The sequence below is a fragment of the Roseateles sp. genome (assembly GCF_965262435.1).
In the GTDB taxonomy this organism is placed as follows: Bacteria; Pseudomonadota; Gammaproteobacteria; order Burkholderiales; family Burkholderiaceae_C; genus Paucibacter_A.
In genome coordinates, this window is record NZ_OZ253537.1 from 2991697 (window position 1) to 3008194 (window position 16498).

Below are 16498 nucleotides of genomic sequence, written 5' to 3' on the forward strand. Positions count from 1 at the left end.
TTCGCAGAGCCAAAAATTAGCTTCGCTTGTGTGAGCGGAAGCGGCCTTGGAATCAACAGCGTTCGCCCCGAAGTGAAGCCGTACGCGAATGGTGTGACCGGTGCATCCGGTGCGACGAGTGATCCGGTGGCCTTCTATGTAAACCAGCGTGCTCGTTACACTGGAGTGGTACTCAATAGCGAAGGCGGCAACTGTTTAGCGCTCATCGAAGGTCCTTATCAGTTCACCGAGGGAAGCAGCTTCTACGAAGTACTTAGCTGGGAACACGAAGGCAGAGGCGCAACGGTCCCGTTCGGCACTGCAGTGCGTGTGTCAAGCGACCTGTTTTGGCACCGGAAGGCTATTCGCTGGCATGTGCGCTCAAGCTTTCCGCGCAAGGCAAGCATGTCGCTGAAGTTCAGCGTCGAGTACATCAACGAGGCCGACGCGCCGCCCTTGCCACCGCCACCGCCACCGCCACCGCCACCGCCACCGCCACCGCCGCAACCGCAACCGCAACCGCAACCGCAACCACTACAGCCAACGCCGGTAAAACCGGCCCCTCCCGGCGTTGATGGCCCTGGATGCATCATTTGCATGACACAACGCTACCAGGCGTGTGACATGGATTTTCAGGGGTGCGAAATGAACTGTGCGACGACCTACTCTTTCCCTGGCGAGGCAGCCGCGAAGGCTGCGTGCCGCCTCCGTTGCGCCTCTCAATCATCGAGATGTAAGTCTGGTGCACGCGGGTACTGCGTGGGGCATTGCCGGTAGTCAGATCCAGCCTCTCATCGCAACCGTCAATGATCGGAAAGAGCTAAGCAATGAATGCTGACGATACGAGGGCCCCGGTTGCGGGCGAATCTTGGGAGCGTAAGCTCACCTGTCAAGAAGACAGTTGATTTCTAGAGTCCGCGGCGGTTGTGGTGATCAATCGGGGCATGAACTGCTTGGGCGGCACGCCGCCAAGCACGTCATGTGGTCGGTACTCGTTGTATTGGGTCAGCCAGTCGTCAGCGATCGTCTGCACCTGCTCAATGGAATTGAACAGGTAGGCATCGAGCACTTCCGTTCGGAACGTCCGGTTGAAGCGTTCGATGTACGCGCTCTGGTTGGGCTGGCCGGGTTCGATGTAGTTCAGGGCAATGCCTTTGCGCTGTGCCCATTCGACAAAGTCGTGGCTGCTCATCTCCGGGCCGTTGTCCATTCGAATCGACAGCGGCGCGCCGTACCAGTCCACCAGGCGGTCCATCGTGCGGATTAGCATCGAGGCGGGCAGCGACTGGGCCACCTGGATCGCCAGCGCCTCGCGGTTGGCCTCGTCGATCACGTTGAGGGTGCGGAACCTGCGGCCGTCGTAGAGCACGTCATGCATGAAGTCCAAGGCCCAACCCTGGTTGACGAACGAACCCGCAGCCAACGGCACCGGCTCTCGTTTGGGGATTCGGCGCTTGGTGCGGCGAGGGATGTATAGCCCCAGCTCGCAATACACGCGCCAGACCCGCTTGTGGTTCCGGGGCCGGCCATCCAGGCGCAATCGGTCGAAGCATTTCCAGAACCCCCAGCGGCCATTGCGCTCGACGACGCCATTGAGCGCTTCGATCAGCGTCACCAAGCGTGTTCTGGGAAGGCGTATGGCCTCAATGCGCGCCGCGTTGGCGGCGACACGCTGAAGATAGATTTCTACGACCGCGACCGGATCGCCCGCTGGGTCCGGCAGTACCCGGGTGTTGAGATGTGGGTGCGCGCTCGAGTCGGCATTCCGTTGCAAGGTTGGCAGGGATACGGCGCTTGGGCGATGTGCACGTACCGTCACCGATACCGTCGACATATGCTTGAGCAAGAGTCGCGATACCGTCATGGGATCGCATTTCATGTTGGAGCGACCAAAGTTTGTCCCTCGGGAAAGAGGTAGGTTAGGGCGTACATCTGGCGCCGCTGCTTGTTAGTTAGTACAGCCGCGTTAACGGACGGTACTGGTGACGGTATCGAGCTGGGCGTTGGCGGCTAGGCCACGTTCATTTCCCAGGAGGGGCGTTTCGGGTTGACAATCGAGTGGGCACCTAGCTCACCCCAGTAGCCTGTTTCCTAAGAAAAAGTTCCCAGTCGCTCATCAGAGTTCTTCGCTTCTCAAGCGCATCCCCACGGCGATAAGCCGCTTCGACTTTGTTTTCAAGCACGTGTGCAAGGGCTTGCTCAGCAACTTCTCTCGGATGGTTGGTCCGCTCGCCGGCCCAGTCTCTGAAAGTGGATCGGAACCCATGAGGAACTGCGTTAGCTCCCATGCGTCGTAGCAATTGGGTCAATGCCATGTCCGATAGCTGTCCGCCTCTCGGGGCGGAGAAGATGAATTCGCTGCCGTCGATCCTGGGCATGCTTTCAATCAAGAAAAGTGCACCATCGGTCAATGGAACTCGGTGTTGCTTGCCGGCCTTCATGCGCTCTGCAGGAATCGTCCATACTTTGCTGGACTTGTCTATTTCGGCCCAGGTTGCACCCCGGGCCTCACCACTACGAGCTGCGGTCAGAATCGTGAACTCAAGGGCTCGTGCCGCGGTGCCTTCGCGCTGTCGCAGGTCGCGCATGAACTCGGGCATGGTATCGATGGGCAGGGCTCTAAAGTGCTCTACCTTCTGAATCTTGCCGGGCGCTGCCAAGAGCTTGTCGAGATGCCCTTTCCACCGGGCTGGATTGTCTCCAGTTCTGTATTTGCGAACTGTCGTCCAATCCAGAACAGCCTCCAAACGCCCACGGAGTCGGCTTGCGGTTTCAGTCTTGTTTTTCCAAATCGGTTCGAGAATCTTCAGGATATGCTCTTGCCCAACGTCTTGGACTTGTAGGTCCCCAATAACGGGGTACACGTAGTTCTTCAACGAGCCTGTCCATTGGGAACGGTGTTTTGCACTTTTCCATGTGTCTCCGTGAGCGGTGAGGTAGGCCTCAGCTGCAGTTTGAAATGTGATGGCAATCGCCTGCTTGGCGCGGAGTTGACTCGCTGCTTCGCGCTTCCGCACGATTGGATCGATGCCTTGAGCGATCTCGTCGCGGGCCTTTCTGGCGCGCTCCTTTGCTTGAGCCAGAGAGACATCTGGGAATCCGCCTAAACCTATGTGGCGTCGCTTTGACCCCACCATGACCCGCAGGACCCAAGACCGCGAGCCGGATTCGCCGACGTAGAGGTAGAGGCCTGCAACGCCACCTACGGCGTGGCGGCCTTTTTGATTCAGGCGTCCAACCGAAAGTGGGGCGAGCTCTTTTGCCTTCCGTGCCATGTGTGTAAGGCTAGGACTTTTCCGCCATCCTTTCCACCATTAAATTTGCGATTGAGGTGGCTTTTGGCGGATCAGTTCGAACCTTGAAAACTGTCTTTCCCCTATGACACGAGTAGTTTTTTGGATGTTTATGGATGCCTAAAAACTAGGCAAATCACAGACCCCCTCTCCTCCATTTTGCTCATGTGTCTCCTCCCCTCATAGGGGGCGCGTACTTGCAAGCGTTTCTGCCCTGTTGACTGTGTACTTTTGATGTGTTCCGACGCGGCCCGCCTTGACCAACAAGAGGGCAGCATGAGGAAAGCAAAAGGTGTGAGCACCCGCAATGGGACTCGCATGTATCAGTGGGCCATCAAGACCCCAAAAGATCTACTCATCGACGGCGCGAAGCCATGGGCTTGCCGCGTATCGCTGGGCACCGAAGATCTTGCAACCGCCAATCGCAAAGCTGCGCAGCTTGAGCACGAATGGCTTGAGCGGTTCGAGCGTCAGCGTAAACAGCGCACCCCCACTACGATTCACAAGGTAACCCCCGCGGTCCTGCAACTGATCAAGAGCAGTGCTTCCCATGGGCTTCTGAACTTCGACCAACAGTTACGTTGGGACGACGAGTACCTGCGCCACGTATGCATCGCATTGAATGTGATGGACGAAGCGAGAGAGTCCCCTGGCATCGCACCTGACGCCATTCAGCTTCCAGCTCATCTGGACATTGAACCGGCGCAGATCGCGTCGGAACATCTGCGCAGAGGTTTTATTGAGTACCGCAAGGACCTCATGCTCAAGCGGCTCCGAGTGCTCATGCAGGAGATGAGGGATCGAAGCGGCAAAGCCTACACCCATGGCGACCGGCAAGCCGCTGTTGAGATCGCCAACACCCGAGCTAAGGAGTGCGGCCTTCAGATCGACTGGCTAGCCCCTGAAAACAGCGCTTACTTGCCAGAGATCCTGGAAGCGGAGTTGCAGGCTATTGACGCGGTCCTTGCGCGACATGACGGCGCAGTGATCCCGACGCCTGCGAAGCCTCAACCACCCGTCGAGATGGAGTCAACACCTGCGTCAACGACTCACACGATCTTTGATGCTTTGGCCGAGTGGAAGCTGAACGAGGTCAAGAGGCCCGCAAAGACCGTCAGTCAGTTCACGTATGCAGCGAAGCTCTTTGATAGTCTGATGGTCGGGCGTTCGCTTGAGTCCTTGACGACTGCCTGCGGGGTTGCTCTGACCAACGGCCTAAAGCGCTGGGCTGACAGCGAAGGCCGCAGCCAGACGACCGCGCACAATCGACATCTTGAAATACGTGCACTACTGAAAGTCGCAACCCGCAAAGGTTGGTGCGCAGTCGATCCGATGCAAGGGACTTCGATCAAGAAGCAAAAGACTGAGCGAGAACCCTGGACCCCTGACGACCTCAAGCGCTTGTTCTGTGCGCCGCTGTTTGACTCTTACGCCCTGCCGAAGACCAGCAAAGCCGGGCTAGACGCTGCCTACTGGATCCCCTTGCTGGGCCTGTTCACTGGTGCTCGCATCTCGGAACTTTGCCAACTTCGCACCGACGATGTGAGCGAAGGGACTGAGGGACTGGTCATCGAGATTCGCGAGAGCACCGAACACGGGCAGCGACTCAAGAACGACAACTCACACCGAGCGATACCGGTTCACTCCGAACTGATACGCCTTGGTTTCCGCGACTACTGGAAGGCCATTGCCGAAGCTGGTGCTACCCCAGGCCCACTGTTCCCTGTACTACCCCAAAGCGGCATGAACGGCGCGGGCGGTCAATTTGGGAAATGGTTCGGCGAGTTTAAGAAGGCCCAAGGCTTCGACACCTCGCGCACCTTCCATAGCTTCAGGCACACCCTGGAGACGGAGCTGGGCTTCGCTGGGGTCGGTCAGACGCTGGTAGATGCCATCACCGGGCACGCTGGACAAGGGATCGGTCGAACCACCTACGGGACGACACTGCGCCGCCACGCCGACCGCCTACGGCCAGCCCTTGAGCGCCTGACTTTCCCCGACCTGAAGCTCCAGCGAGTCTTCGTCGCTCCCGCCTGGACCAAACCGACCGCCTGAATCAGGCGCACCAACTATGCGCCATCAGTCGATGGCCGCACCCGGTTTGGCTGGCCCTGGGCATGAAGTGCCGCCGCATGTTCTCTGAACGAGACGAATGATCCCCCACGCCCTCTTCACGACGCAAGACCGCGCCGCCATCAGCGCCCTCTGCCTAGAGTTGACCCGCGCCTGTGAGACCCTGGTAACGGCAGAATTCTGCGGCTTGGATGGCGACTAATGGGCCGCGATCTGCCTGCCAGTGGACGGCATCAAACCGTCTGTCCTGTCGATCCAGACGGCAAGGGGCTCCGGTGCTCATCGGGCGTGATGGCCGCAGCATTCAGCGAGGCCCCCTTGACCGACTGAGCCTTTTCGCTCAGTTCATGGATGCTCGCGAAAGTGTGCTGACCTGACGTAATTCAAAGACCATGGGGGTCAGTCGTACCCCTAAGCCTTTGCGTTCCCCCAAACCATTGTGCAATCCATGACGAAGAAGGTGCTGAGAAAAGCACCCCCATGCAACTTCCAGGCGACCGTCTGAGCATGAGGTGCGCAGTAGACCGGAGAACCAAAAGGTGCGCAAGAGGAGGGGGAAAGGGGGCATCTCCAGTTCTTGAGAACTTGAGAACCATCGGAAGAAACTGATGAACTTCACTAGCTTCAGATAGTGGGGGCTTTTCAGCCTCAGCGCCCCATCAGATTGAATCTCCAAGTCCGTGAGATCCCCTTGATCCTATGAAGGCACGCGACCCCCCCAGCTATGCCTGCAAGGAATCGCCAGCTCCTATGGTTTCGCTCCACGCTGCCGGGTGCCCGAGAGGTCGCCTGAATCGCTGGCTGAGATCAATGACCCTGGGGGTCAGTCTGGCCCCTGTGCCTGTGAGCTTACCCAAGACCATGGGGAGTCCTTGACCGACGATGCTGGGAAGCATCTGCTGTCTGCCCCTCGCGAATCGCCGTGACCCGCCAGGGTCCGACCGCCCGCCATCCCGGTAGCACTAGCTGCTTTCCGAGAGCAAGCGGACCTCTACCAACAACCACTAACCCCCTTGACCTGCTGACCCTTTCGGGGCCGGGCAGTTTCGCCCATTCCAACCTAACTGACTTGCGCCAACCATGACAACCACTTCTATCCACACATCCAGCACCGCCACCTTACCTAAGCACACTCTGCGCCTCACGAACCACGGAACCCATTACGGAGTGCGGGTTCCGAATGGACTAAACGCCCTAGAAGGCTGCGAGATCCTGATTGACCATGGCGACCTCGCAGCGCTCCTGAACGAAGGTTTTACGTGTGGGTGGCAAGTTGACGGAAAAGCACACTGGAACCAACACGTGAAGCTATACATCCCCACTACAGTGCGTGATCGCTACCCCGATCCCAGTGACCGTGCGAAGAAGCGATACGCGCAAGCCGGCCGCATCATCTGCGGAGCACGCAGCGGGGAAATTGTCCGGCACAAGAACGACAACAGCCTTGATCTGCGACGGGGCAATCTGGAACTGCGAAGCTCATCGGCATACCACGCGCCCAGTCTCCCCCCGCGCGACCTTGAGTGGGTCAGCGACCCTCGCAAGACGCATCTGGCGCCGAAGCCTGCCGATGCTCAGCAGACCCCTCCGACCGGCCTTGGTTCCGAAGAGGTCCCCGCGCTGCGACCAGAGCCAGGACAGCGGAGCCCCGCCGCGCACGCATTGGCACTGTCCATTCTGCTACTGGTCCCAGAAGCCCCTGACGCCACAATGCTACCCGGGGAGGTCACCACCGTTCGGTATTTGGCACAGAGGCTTAGCAACCATGCGCGTAGTCATGAAGAGCACACACTGGCGACGACTCTCCTTGAAGTAGTTCCCTCAAGCTACAGACCCTGCGCAGCTGAGCGCACCGCAATTCGGACCTTAGCCCAGAGCTTGCACGACAGCATGTCGGCCTAAGGACGAAGCGCCTCGGTGCGTCGATGAGGCCGTCAAGCGCTCACAGTTTCCGCATGTTGGCGGATGCAAAGAATGGAGATCGGCAGTCCCTTCGGGGGCGGCTGATCTCCATTTTTTTGGCAGAGCTACGAGCCAGCCGGGGCTATCGGAAGAACCCCGGTACACCTCGGGCTAGGTCAAGCGCCTCAAACGCTTCCTGAGGCCTTTGCGGGCTCCGCAGACCCATCGCGCTGTACGCCCCGCGATACCAAAAATTCCCAAAAAATTTCCAGCCATCCCCCTGCCCCCGCAGGATCACACGGTTCCCCCCATACCGGGGGTCACGCGACCCTGACCGCTTGGTCGCTTGAGTCCCCGCCAGCTCAAACGAACCGCAAGAATTGACGGCTTCGGCCAGCGCCGATGAGCCATCAGGCGACCACACCACCAGCAGGGCCAGAGCAACCGCTGGGACCATCGAAAGAGTCCCGGCATACCAGGGCCTGCCGAAGCGACTCAAACGCTTCCTGAGGGCTTTGCTGGCTCTGAGGCTAACGTCGAGTGTCCTGAGGGCCTCTTTCCCCCCCCTGAGCTGTCAGGCTTCCCGATGATCTTGGGCTGCGCAGTACCGCTTGACGGTCGAGAGGGACAGTCCGAACTGAGCCGCCGTCTGGCTCATGCTGGCGCTGTTTGAGTTCCTCCACTCGGCCACCTCGCTAGGGTCAGCCTCAAATGGACGCCCCATGCTGGCCTTACCCCTATGGGTTTTGCCGGTTGCTTCCAAAGCCGCCTTCGCTGTCGCTCTGCCTGCCGCAGTGCGCTCTGAAATCCTGGCCCGCTCCATGCTAGCGACCTGGGCCAGTACGGCAAGGATCAACTCCCCGACACCCTTAGCAATCAGACCGAGCCCGTGGACATGGACGGAGACCCCCCGATCAATGAGACCTCGGACAGTTCCTTGGACATCCAGGGCATCGCGGCCTAACCGGTCAACCGCGTATACGTACAAGGTGTCGCCCTCCCGAACGTAGGCCAGCAAGTCCTTGAAGCCAGGACGAGCAGCAGCTAGGACCGCACCACTGACCCCTTCGTCCTTGAATTCCTTGTCGAACTCCTGACCGCCACTGATGGCAGTTCGTTGGGATTCGATCGTCTGGTCACGGGTTGAGACTCGGTAGTAAGCGATGCGGGGCATGAGGTTCTATCGGTGTCAAAAGATATGCAATCATTTTGACCCAAGACCACAAGTGCACGCAAGTAACTTCTGAGCCCACTAAGTCATGTAGTTCTGGCTGGTGTCAAAAGGAACAACTACTGAACCCTGCCGATTGGCCAATTGTCTTAACGAGATGGCATTGACTCGCATTGCCCACAATGAATGCCTGACGCTGGTCGTATGGCCTGTCAATTCCGATCTCCACTCTTTGGAGGGAGAGGCTAATGCCTTCGTGGCCGACTACATTTGAGACTTTTCGCTGCAAGTGAGGAGAAATCGTGCTCAGAAAAGACCTAGCCGCGGGCGTCAATGAAGTTCTTGGTGCAATCAAGAAGTCATCGATTATGGAAGCATTAAAAATTGAACGCACTGATAAAACACGCGACTTAGGTGCAGCCCTGAAGGCATTTCGTGACTACTCCATAGCCGCTCAGTCCTTTTCTCCAGTCGCACGGACAGTCGCGGACACTTTCAATATGGAGCTTCTTGAAGATACCCAAAACTGGCTAGCGTTGATTACCGATGCCTCACCAGGGAAGATGAGACTGGTTCGAAGCATTACGACGATGCAATCTGAGTTACCACGGCTATTGGCCCTTCTTCATCAAGACTCTGTGCCGTCAAGTTTCTCCAGTTTGACTGACTCCGAGCATCCCGGTGAGGCGAACGTCGTCTCGGTTCGAATCTCGCTCGTCGAAGACGCTGGCCAATTCTCAACGGTCCAGCGGGTGATCGATGGTCTTTCTGCCTGTCAAGAGATGTATTCAGCCCTGCAACGAATCAACAGTGACTACAGTACCCCGCTGGCGATTGGCGCGATTGATTCCGGCAGTGATAAGTCGTTCGACCTATTTGGTGCTGCGGAACTGATGAAGCAGTTTCGTGAACTAGTTGTCTCAATCTGGGGTCTAGTTGTGTTCCACAGAGAGCAGAAGATTGGCAAGCGGCTCGAACTCATCGCTGCAGCACTCCCTATCCTCGAGCAAGTTAATACGCTTGAGCAATCGGGACGCCTGGGCCGAGAAGAAGCCCAGATCATCAGAAATGAGCTGATTGATGGCACGAAGAAGTTCGTTGCAACGGGAGTCGTAACAGAAGACTTGGCCTCTCACGCGACCTATAGCCCACGTGCGCTCATGGCACCCGAGCCAAAGTTGCTAACTGGACCTGCGTCAGCCCCATCGGCCAAACCACCTTCACACCAATCTCAGAGCCTTGGAGACCATGACAATTCTTTAGCCCACAACGGGCGACCTACACTCGCAGGTCTGTCTGAGGAGGATTTAGATCGGCTGGCTGAAATGCTGTCTAGCCGTGACCAGGGAACAAGGAGTTCGGTGCCGAAAATGCCAGATGCTCCTACCGTAGATGAAAACGAGTCCTAACCCTTCAATTGGGGGCCGCTCAGAATGCCGCGCCGTCTAGCAGGCCGAGGCAAAATGACGCACCGCCATGCGCCACTGATTTTTTGGCATTCCATCGAGCGGCCTGCATGGCACAATGGCAACAGTGGTGTGGCCCGACTGTGTACCTTGACACTTGCACGACGCAATCAAGCACTTGATTCATAAGGACTTTCGGAAAGATCGCGGGAATCCCCCCCTCTCCTCCAAAAAGCCTGCCTCAGCAGGCGCAGCGAAAACGGGCCCAAGTGGCCCGTTTTTTGTTTGGTGCGTGCCGATTCATGATCGGCGCTGGAGTAGCGGCAGAGGGGCGCCGTCGATTCAGTCCGGCACACCCATCAGCAGGTCGCCGCCGGCATCGAGCCAGGTTTCCCAGTCGCAGTCTTCGAGCTCTAGCGTTTGCGGAGTGGCCGTAGGCAGGGCGGGTGCCATTGGGGCGATGTTGCCGTGCTGGGATTCGCGCATGCTGCGGGCCTTGATGCGGCGGCGCACGGCGTGTTGCGGCGTGGCGGCAGCGTGGACCTGCGGCAGGACCGAACTGAGAAACGAGGCGTGGCTGCTGGAACGGTTCTGGAACTGCATGTGGGCTCTCCTGTCGATGGATGCAACTGTCCTCCGAAGGTGGCCTGCTTCACACCCCCGCAAAGGGTGCCCTCCGATGGGGGAGGTGAGCTGGCTTGACCGATGCTCCCAGCTCTGATTGTCCGGCGTGCCCGCGCATCTGTGACGCCCGGCGTGAAGATGACCAAAATCTCCTGAGGCCGCCCTCACAATGAGTCCATGGGTCAGCGCCGTCGATGCTTGCGCTGTGATGAACGCAAAGGAGTCTTTCATGTGGCCACGCAATTCGTTGGCAAGGCGTCTTTTGCTGGCCATTCTGTTCGGCCTCGCTGGCTTCGCGAACAATGCTCTGGCCAGTACGAGTTCACTGCAGATTTCGGCTGACGGCGCTTGGGTGCTGGAAGGCGAGGGCCTGCTGCGCTGGCCGCGCTGCGTCGAGGGCATGCAGTGGGATGGCAAGACCTGTCGCGGCACGCCGATGTTGATGACGCGCGACGAAGCCATCTCCTTGGTGCGGGCGCGCAATGCAGCCCTGGCAGCCGACAAATCTGCCGGCTCGGACGGTGTGTGGCGCTTGCCGCGCGTGCCCGAGATGCGACGTCTGGCTCAGGCCGCGCACCGGACTGCCGGCGGCAAGGATGGCGCACCTGCGGGCCTGGACCCGCGCTTCTTTCCTGCAGCGCCGGCAGGGCTGCACTGGTCGGTCACCTCACAGGTCGATACCGCAGCGGTCAACCCTTACAACTACGGCAATATCGCCCAGGGCAGGCGGCCAGACAACGCCAACAGCATCGCTTTTCTGCATGGCTGGGCGGTCGATCTGGACAACGGCGAAGCCCGGGGCGAAGTGCCCAAACGCAGCCGCTTGCCGGTGCGCCTGCTGCGAGTTCTGCCCTGAGCTCCAGTACGCGGTGCGGGCAAAAAAATGCCCCGGCAGACTCACAAGCCTGCAGGGGCCGGTTCAGTCGCCCGGAGGCGGCAAACCAATCGATCGGGCATCCGATCGAGGAGACAAAGTGGAACTGAAGCGCGGTGTGGCTTGCTTTTCAGCAGCGAGCGGCCTTCAGTCACGATGAATGCCACTATAGGACCAATTCGTGGTCCTGGCTTCGAAGGATTCCGGCTTTCTATTGCCGTTTTTTGCACGATTGAACGAAAGTTACAGGCTTCGTTCTGTGCCGCTCAGAGGCTGGCCGGGGATGCTGATTCCTGTGCGGCTGCTTCCACGGCCTCGCGCGTCAAGGGTGCGGCGAAGGTGGACATGAAAGCGTAGACATAGTCCCGCAGATAGGCGCCACGGCGCACCGCCAGACGAGTCATGTTGTCGGCAAACAGATGACGCGCGTCGATGGCCGAGAGATGCAGGTCGCGCTCGTCGTCGTAAGCGATCGAAGCGACGATGCCCACACCCAGGCCCAGCTCCACATAGGTCTTGATCACGTCGGCGTCCATGGCGGCCAGCACGACATTGAGGTCCAAGCCAGCGGCGCGGAACGCGTCGTCGATGTGGGACCGGCCGGTGTAGCCGAGCTCGTAGGTGATGATGGGGAACTTGGACAGGCGCTCCAGGGTCAAGACCTGACCCTCGGCCGCTTCTTTCGCCAGCGCATGGTCGGGCGGAACGACCACCGAGTGGGTCCAGCGGTAGCAGGGCAGGGCGATCAGCTCGTCATATTGGGCCAGGGCCTCGGTGGCGATGCCGATGTCGGCCTCGCCGTCCAACAGCAGGCGTGCCACCTGCTGAGGTGAGCCCTGGTGCAGATGCAGGGCGACATCGGGATGGGCGGCGCGGAAGTCGCGCACCACCGGCGGCAGGGCATAGCGCGCCTGGCTGTGGGTGGCGGCTATGCGCAAGGTGCCCACTCCGGTGCGGGCAAAGTCATCACCGGCGCGGCGAAGGTTGTCGGCCTCGTGCAGCATGCGTTCGATGATGGGCAGCACATGGCGGCCCGGTTCGGTCAGGCCGGTCAGGCGCTTGCCCGCGCGCATGAAGATCTCGATGCCCAGCTCGTCCTCCAACTCGCGGATCTGCCGGCTCACGCCCGGCTGCGAGGTGTGCAGGGCATGGGCGACCTCGGTCAGGTTGAAGCCGCGGCGCTGGGCCTCGCGGATGGAGCGCAGTTGCTGGAAGTTCATGCCTCAGGCAGCCCGGGTGGTGCTGGCCGCGCGCGGGGTTTCGGAGTTCTGGCCCGCTTCAAACAAGCTCAAGCGGCTGGCCGCCAGATGCACGCGCTGGCCGCTGTACAGGCTCAGGGCCTCGGCGCGTTCACGGCTCAGCTCGGCCTCCAGGTGCTGGCCCTTGGGGCCGAGCAGCTCGACGCGAGCGCTGGCGCCAAAGCTCAGCACGCGCTCCACCGTGGCCGACAGGCCTTGCGCATCCGCCGCAGTCAGGATCTGCAGCTCATGCGGGCGGGCATAGGCCTGCACCGGACCGGTGGTGTTGAAGGTGGCGCCGTGTTGCAGCTGGTGTTCGCCGATGTGGACCACGCCGTTTTCGGCATGGCCCTCGAAGCGGTTGACCGCGCCGAGGAAGCCATAGACGAAGGGCGTCGCCGGCTTCTCGTAGACCTCTTGCGGCGTGCCGATTTGCTCGACCCGGCCGTGGTCCATCAGCACCACCCGGTCGGCCACTTCCAGGGCTTCTTCCTGGTCGTGGGTGACGAAGACGCTGGTGATGTGCAGTTCGTCGTGCAGGCGGCGCAGCCAGCGGCGCAGTTCCTTGCGCACCTTGGCGTCGAGCGCGCCGAAGGGCTCGTCCAGCAGCAGCACGCGTGGCTCCACCGCCAGGGCGCGGGCCAGGGCGATGCGCTGGCGCTGGCCGCCGCTGAGCTGGGGCGGGAATCGGTCGGCCAGCCAGTCCAGCTGAACCAGGCTCAGCAGCTCGTGGACCTTCTTCTTGATCACCGCCTCGCTGGGCCGCTCCTTGCGCGGCTTGACGCGCAGACCGAAGGCCACGTTCTCGAACACCGTCATATGTCGGAACAGGGCGTAGTGCTGGAACACAAAGCCGACCTGGCGCTCGCGCACATGGGTGTCGGAGGCGTCTTCGCCGTCCAGCAAGACCTGACCCCGGTCGGCCGTCTCCAGGCCGGCAATGATGCGCAAGAGCGTGGTCTTGCCGCAGCCCGAGGGGCCCAGCAGGGCCACCAGCTCGCCGGTGGGGAAATCGAGGCTGACGTCGCCCAGCGCGGTGAAGGCGCCGAAGGACTTGTGGATGTTGCGGACTTGGATGCTCATGTCGATGCTTCCTTCAGGGATCGGTGGGCGCGCCACTCGACGAATTGCTTGAGAACCAGGGTCACCAGGGCCAGCAGGGCCAGCAGTGAGGCGACGGCAAAGGCGGCCGCGAACTGGTACTCGTTGTAGAGAATTTCCACGTGCAGAGGCAGGGTGTTGGTGTAGCCGCGGATATGGCCGGACACCACCGAGACGGCGCCGAACTCGCCCATTGCGCGCGCATTGCAAAGAATCACGCCGTAGAGCAGGCCCCACTTCACATTGGGCAGGGTGACGCGCCAGAAGGTCTGCCAGCCGCTGGCGCCGAGCACTGTGGCGGCTTCTTCCTCGTCGCGGCCCTGCGCCTGCATCAGCGGGATCAGCTCGCGCGCCACGAAGGGGAAGGTCACGAAGATGGTGGCCAGCACGATGCCGGGCACGGCGAAGATGATCTTCACATCGTTCGCCTGCAGCCAGGGCCCGAACCAGCCTTGCGCGCCGAACAGCAGCACATAGACCAGGCCTGCCACCACCGGCGAAACCGAGAAGGGCAGGTCGATGAAGGTGATCAGGAGCTGCTTGCCGCGGAAGTCATGCTTGGCCACGGCCCAGGCGGCGCTGACGCCAAAGACCAAATTCAAGGGCACCGAGATGAAGGCCGCGATCAGGGTCAGCTTGATGGCCGAGACCGCATCGGCTTCGACCAAGGCGGCGATGTAGACATCCCAGCCTCTGCGCAAGGCCTCGTGGAAAACAGCCACCAGGGGCAAGCAGCAGGAAGAGGAAAAAGAAGCTCAGTCCCAGGGTGAGCAGGGTCCAACGTACCCAGGGCGCTTCGCGGGTGGCGGGGTTGCTCTGGTAGCGGCCGCCGCTGCTCTTTTGCGGCACGCCCAAGGCGGAAACGATGCCGGCCATTATTTGCGTCCTTCCTGTCCGTTGCGGCGCGAGCTCCAGGCTTGCAGGCCGTTGATGGCCAGCAGCAGCACGAAGCTGAACATCAGCATCACCGCGGCAATTGCCGTGGCGCCGACATAGTCGTATTGCTCCAGCTTGGAGATGATCATCAGCGGCGTGATTTCGCTGACCATGGGCAGATTGCCGGCGATGAAGATCACCGAGCCGTATTCGCCCACGGCGCGCGCGAAGGCCAGGGCAAAGCCGGTCAGCAGGGCCGGCGTCAGCGTCGGCAGCACGACCAGGCGGAAGGTCTGCCAGCGGTGCGCGCCCAGCGAGGCGGCGGCTTCTTCGAGCTCGGTCTCCATGTCCTCCAGCACCGGCTGCACCGTGCGCACGATGAAGGGCAGGCCGATGAAGATCAGGGCCACCAGAATGCCCAGCGGCGTGAAGGCCACCTTGATGCCGTAAGGCGCCAGCAGCGAGCCGAGCCAGCCATTGCCGGCGTACAGCGCGGTCAGCGCGATGCCGGCCACGGCCGTGGGTAAGGCGAAGGGCAGGTCGATCAGCGCGTCCACCAGCTTCTTGCCCGGGAACTCATAGCGCACCAGGCTCCAGGCCAGGATCAGGCCGAAGACCAGATTGATGGCGGCTGCGAGCAGCGACAGGCCGAAGCTGAGCTTGTAGGAAGCCACCACCCGCGGCGCACTGGCTGCTGCCCAGAAGGCCTCGGCGCCATGGCCTGCCGACTTGATGAACACCGCCGAGAGCGGGATCAGGATGATCAGGCCGAGGTAGAAGAGCGTGAAGCCCAGGGTCAAGCCGAAGCCGGGCAGCACGCGGCGCTTGGCCCGGCGCTGGCCCGGGTCCAGCGAAGGCAGCCCGGCCGGACCGGCGCCGCCGGCGATTGCGTGAGAACTCATGAGAAGCGATTCCAGCCCTGAGGTTCAGCGCTTGATGGCGGCGACGATCTGGTCGTACTGGCCACCGTCGGCAAAGTGGGTCTTGCTAACCTTGGCCCAGCCTCCCAGCAATTGGTCGACGCTGAACAGCTTGATCGGTGCGAAGCGCTTTTCTTCGCGCTTGAACACGGCCGCATCACGCGGGCGGAAGTTGTGGCGGGCCATGATGGACTGGGCCTCGGGCGTGTAAAGGAAGTCCAGGTAGGCCTTGGCTGCGGCGGCTGTGCCCTTCTTGGCGGCGACCTTGTCGTTGATGGCCACGGGCGCGTCGGCTTCAATGGAAACGCTGGGGTTGACCACCTCGAACAGGCCCTTGCCGAATTCGTTTTCGATCAGCTCGGCTTCCGACTCGAAGGTCAGCAGCACATCGCCGATGCCGCGCTGGGTGAAGGTGGTGGTGGCACCGCGGCCACCGCCGTCCAGCACCGGCACATTGGCGAAGATCTTGCTCACCAGATCCTTGGCCTGCGCTTCAGAGCCGCCCTTGGCCAGCACGCTGCCCCAGGCCGCCAGGTAGCTGTAGCGGCCGTTGCCGGTGACCTTGGGGTTGGGGATGATGACCTGCACACCGGCACGGGTCAGGTCGTTCCAGTCCTTGATGCCCTTGGGGTTGCCTTTGCGAACCAGGAACAGGATGGTGGAGCTGTAGGGGGCGGCGCCGTTGGGAAAGCGGCTGCGCCAATCGGCCGGGGTGAATCCTTTTTCGGCCAGCACATCGACGTCGGTGGCCTGATTCATGGTCACTACATCGGCTTCCAGGCCGCCGATGACGGCACCGATCTGCTTGCTGGAGCCGCCGTGCGATTGGTTGATCGCCAGCGTCTTGCCGGTCTTGGCCTGGTACTGCTTGATGAAGGCCGGGTTGATCTCTTTGTAGAGCTCGCGGCTCACGTCGTAGGACACGTTCAGCAAGGCATCGGCTGCGCCTTGGGCTTGCGCAGCGGCGGGCATCAGGCTCCAGGCCAGCAGGGCGGTGGCGGCCAGGGCAACGGTGCGGCGGGAGGTCTTGTCCATGATGTG

Annotated in this window: 11 protein-coding genes and 1 pseudogene; 3 read left to right on the forward strand and 9 right to left on the reverse strand. The window is 60.9% G+C overall.

Features of this window, described 5'->3' with window-relative positions; all coding sequences use genetic code 11:
* Nucleotides 1–868: 868 nt before the first annotated feature.
* Nucleotides 869–1843: an IS3 family transposase gene (locus tag ACQY39_RS12895; protein WP_428506805.1), complete on the reverse strand. Its 975-nt coding sequence runs from the start codon at nt 1841–1843 to the stop codon at nt 869–871.
* Nucleotides 1844–2045: 202 nt separating this feature from the next.
* The gene (locus tag ACQY39_RS12900) at nt 2046–3254 is read right to left on the reverse strand and encodes a tyrosine-type recombinase/integrase (RefSeq protein ID WP_428506807.1); all 1209 of its coding nucleotides are present in this window, start codon (nt 3252–3254) and stop codon (nt 2046–2048) included.
* A gap of 294 nt (nt 3255–3548) precedes the next feature.
* Here ACQY39_RS12900 and ACQY39_RS12905 point away from each other — a divergent pair, with 294 nt between their 5' ends.
* On the forward strand, nt 3549–5327 hold the full coding sequence (locus ACQY39_RS12905) for a site-specific integrase (protein ID WP_428506809.1): 1779 nt from the start codon (nt 3549–3551) through the stop codon (nt 5325–5327).
* A 2494-nt stretch (nt 5328–7821) separates the two neighbouring features.
* Here ACQY39_RS12905 and ACQY39_RS12910 read toward each other — a convergent pair.
* Complete coding sequence (locus ACQY39_RS12910) at nt 7822–8421, reverse strand: recombinase family protein (protein WP_428506811.1); 600 nt, start codon at nt 8419–8421, stop codon at nt 7822–7824.
* Nucleotides 8422–8720: 299 nt separating this feature from the next.
* Here ACQY39_RS12910 and ACQY39_RS12915 point away from each other — a divergent pair, with 299 nt between their 5' ends.
* Nucleotides 8721–9827, forward strand: coding sequence for a hypothetical protein (locus tag ACQY39_RS12915; protein WP_428506813.1), 1107 nt, complete (start codon nt 8721–8723; stop codon nt 9825–9827).
* A 339-nt stretch (nt 9828–10166) separates the two neighbouring features.
* Here ACQY39_RS12915 and ACQY39_RS12920 read toward each other — a convergent pair whose 3' ends face one another.
* Nucleotides 10167–10427 (reverse strand): hypothetical protein, encoded by a 261-nt coding sequence (locus tag ACQY39_RS12920; RefSeq protein WP_428506815.1) that lies wholly within the window; start codon nt 10425–10427, stop codon nt 10167–10169.
* Between the two features lie 250 nt (nt 10428–10677).
* Here ACQY39_RS12920 and ACQY39_RS12925 point away from each other — a divergent pair, with 250 nt between their 5' ends.
* Nucleotides 10678–11304, forward strand: a complete 627-nt coding sequence (locus ACQY39_RS12925) for a DUF1566 domain-containing protein (RefSeq protein WP_428506817.1) — start codon at nt 10678–10680, stop codon at nt 11302–11304.
* Between the two features lie 284 nt (nt 11305–11588).
* Here ACQY39_RS12925 and ACQY39_RS12930 read toward each other — a convergent pair whose 3' ends face one another.
* The 5 genes and pseudogenes from ACQY39_RS12930 to ACQY39_RS12950 form a co-directional block, all read right to left on the reverse strand.
* Nucleotides 11589–12542: a CysB family HTH-type transcriptional regulator gene (locus ACQY39_RS12930; RefSeq protein WP_428506819.1), complete on the reverse strand. Its 954-nt coding sequence runs from the start codon at nt 12540–12542 to the stop codon at nt 11589–11591.
* A 3-nt stretch (nt 12543–12545) separates the two neighbouring features.
* Complete coding sequence (locus ACQY39_RS12935; protein WP_428506821.1) at nt 12546–13643, reverse strand: sulfate/molybdate ABC transporter ATP-binding protein; 1098 nt, start codon at nt 13641–13643, stop codon at nt 12546–12548.
* Nucleotides 13640–14537: pseudogene (gene cysW, locus ACQY39_RS12940) on the reverse strand (sulfate ABC transporter permease subunit CysW). The gene ACQY39_RS12935 and the pseudogene cysW overlap by 4 nt, the downstream one beginning before the upstream one ends.
* The gene (gene cysT / locus ACQY39_RS12945) at nt 14537–15439 is read right to left on the reverse strand and encodes a sulfate ABC transporter permease subunit CysT (protein ID WP_428506823.1); all 903 of its coding nucleotides are present in this window, start codon (nt 15437–15439) and stop codon (nt 14537–14539) included. The pseudogene cysW and the gene cysT overlap by 1 nt, the downstream one beginning before the upstream one ends.
* A gap of 24 nt (nt 15440–15463) precedes the next feature.
* Complete coding sequence (locus ACQY39_RS12950) at nt 15464–16492, reverse strand: sulfate ABC transporter substrate-binding protein (RefSeq protein WP_428506825.1); 1029 nt, start codon at nt 16490–16492, stop codon at nt 15464–15466.
* Between the last annotated feature and the right edge of the window lie 6 nt (nt 16493–16498).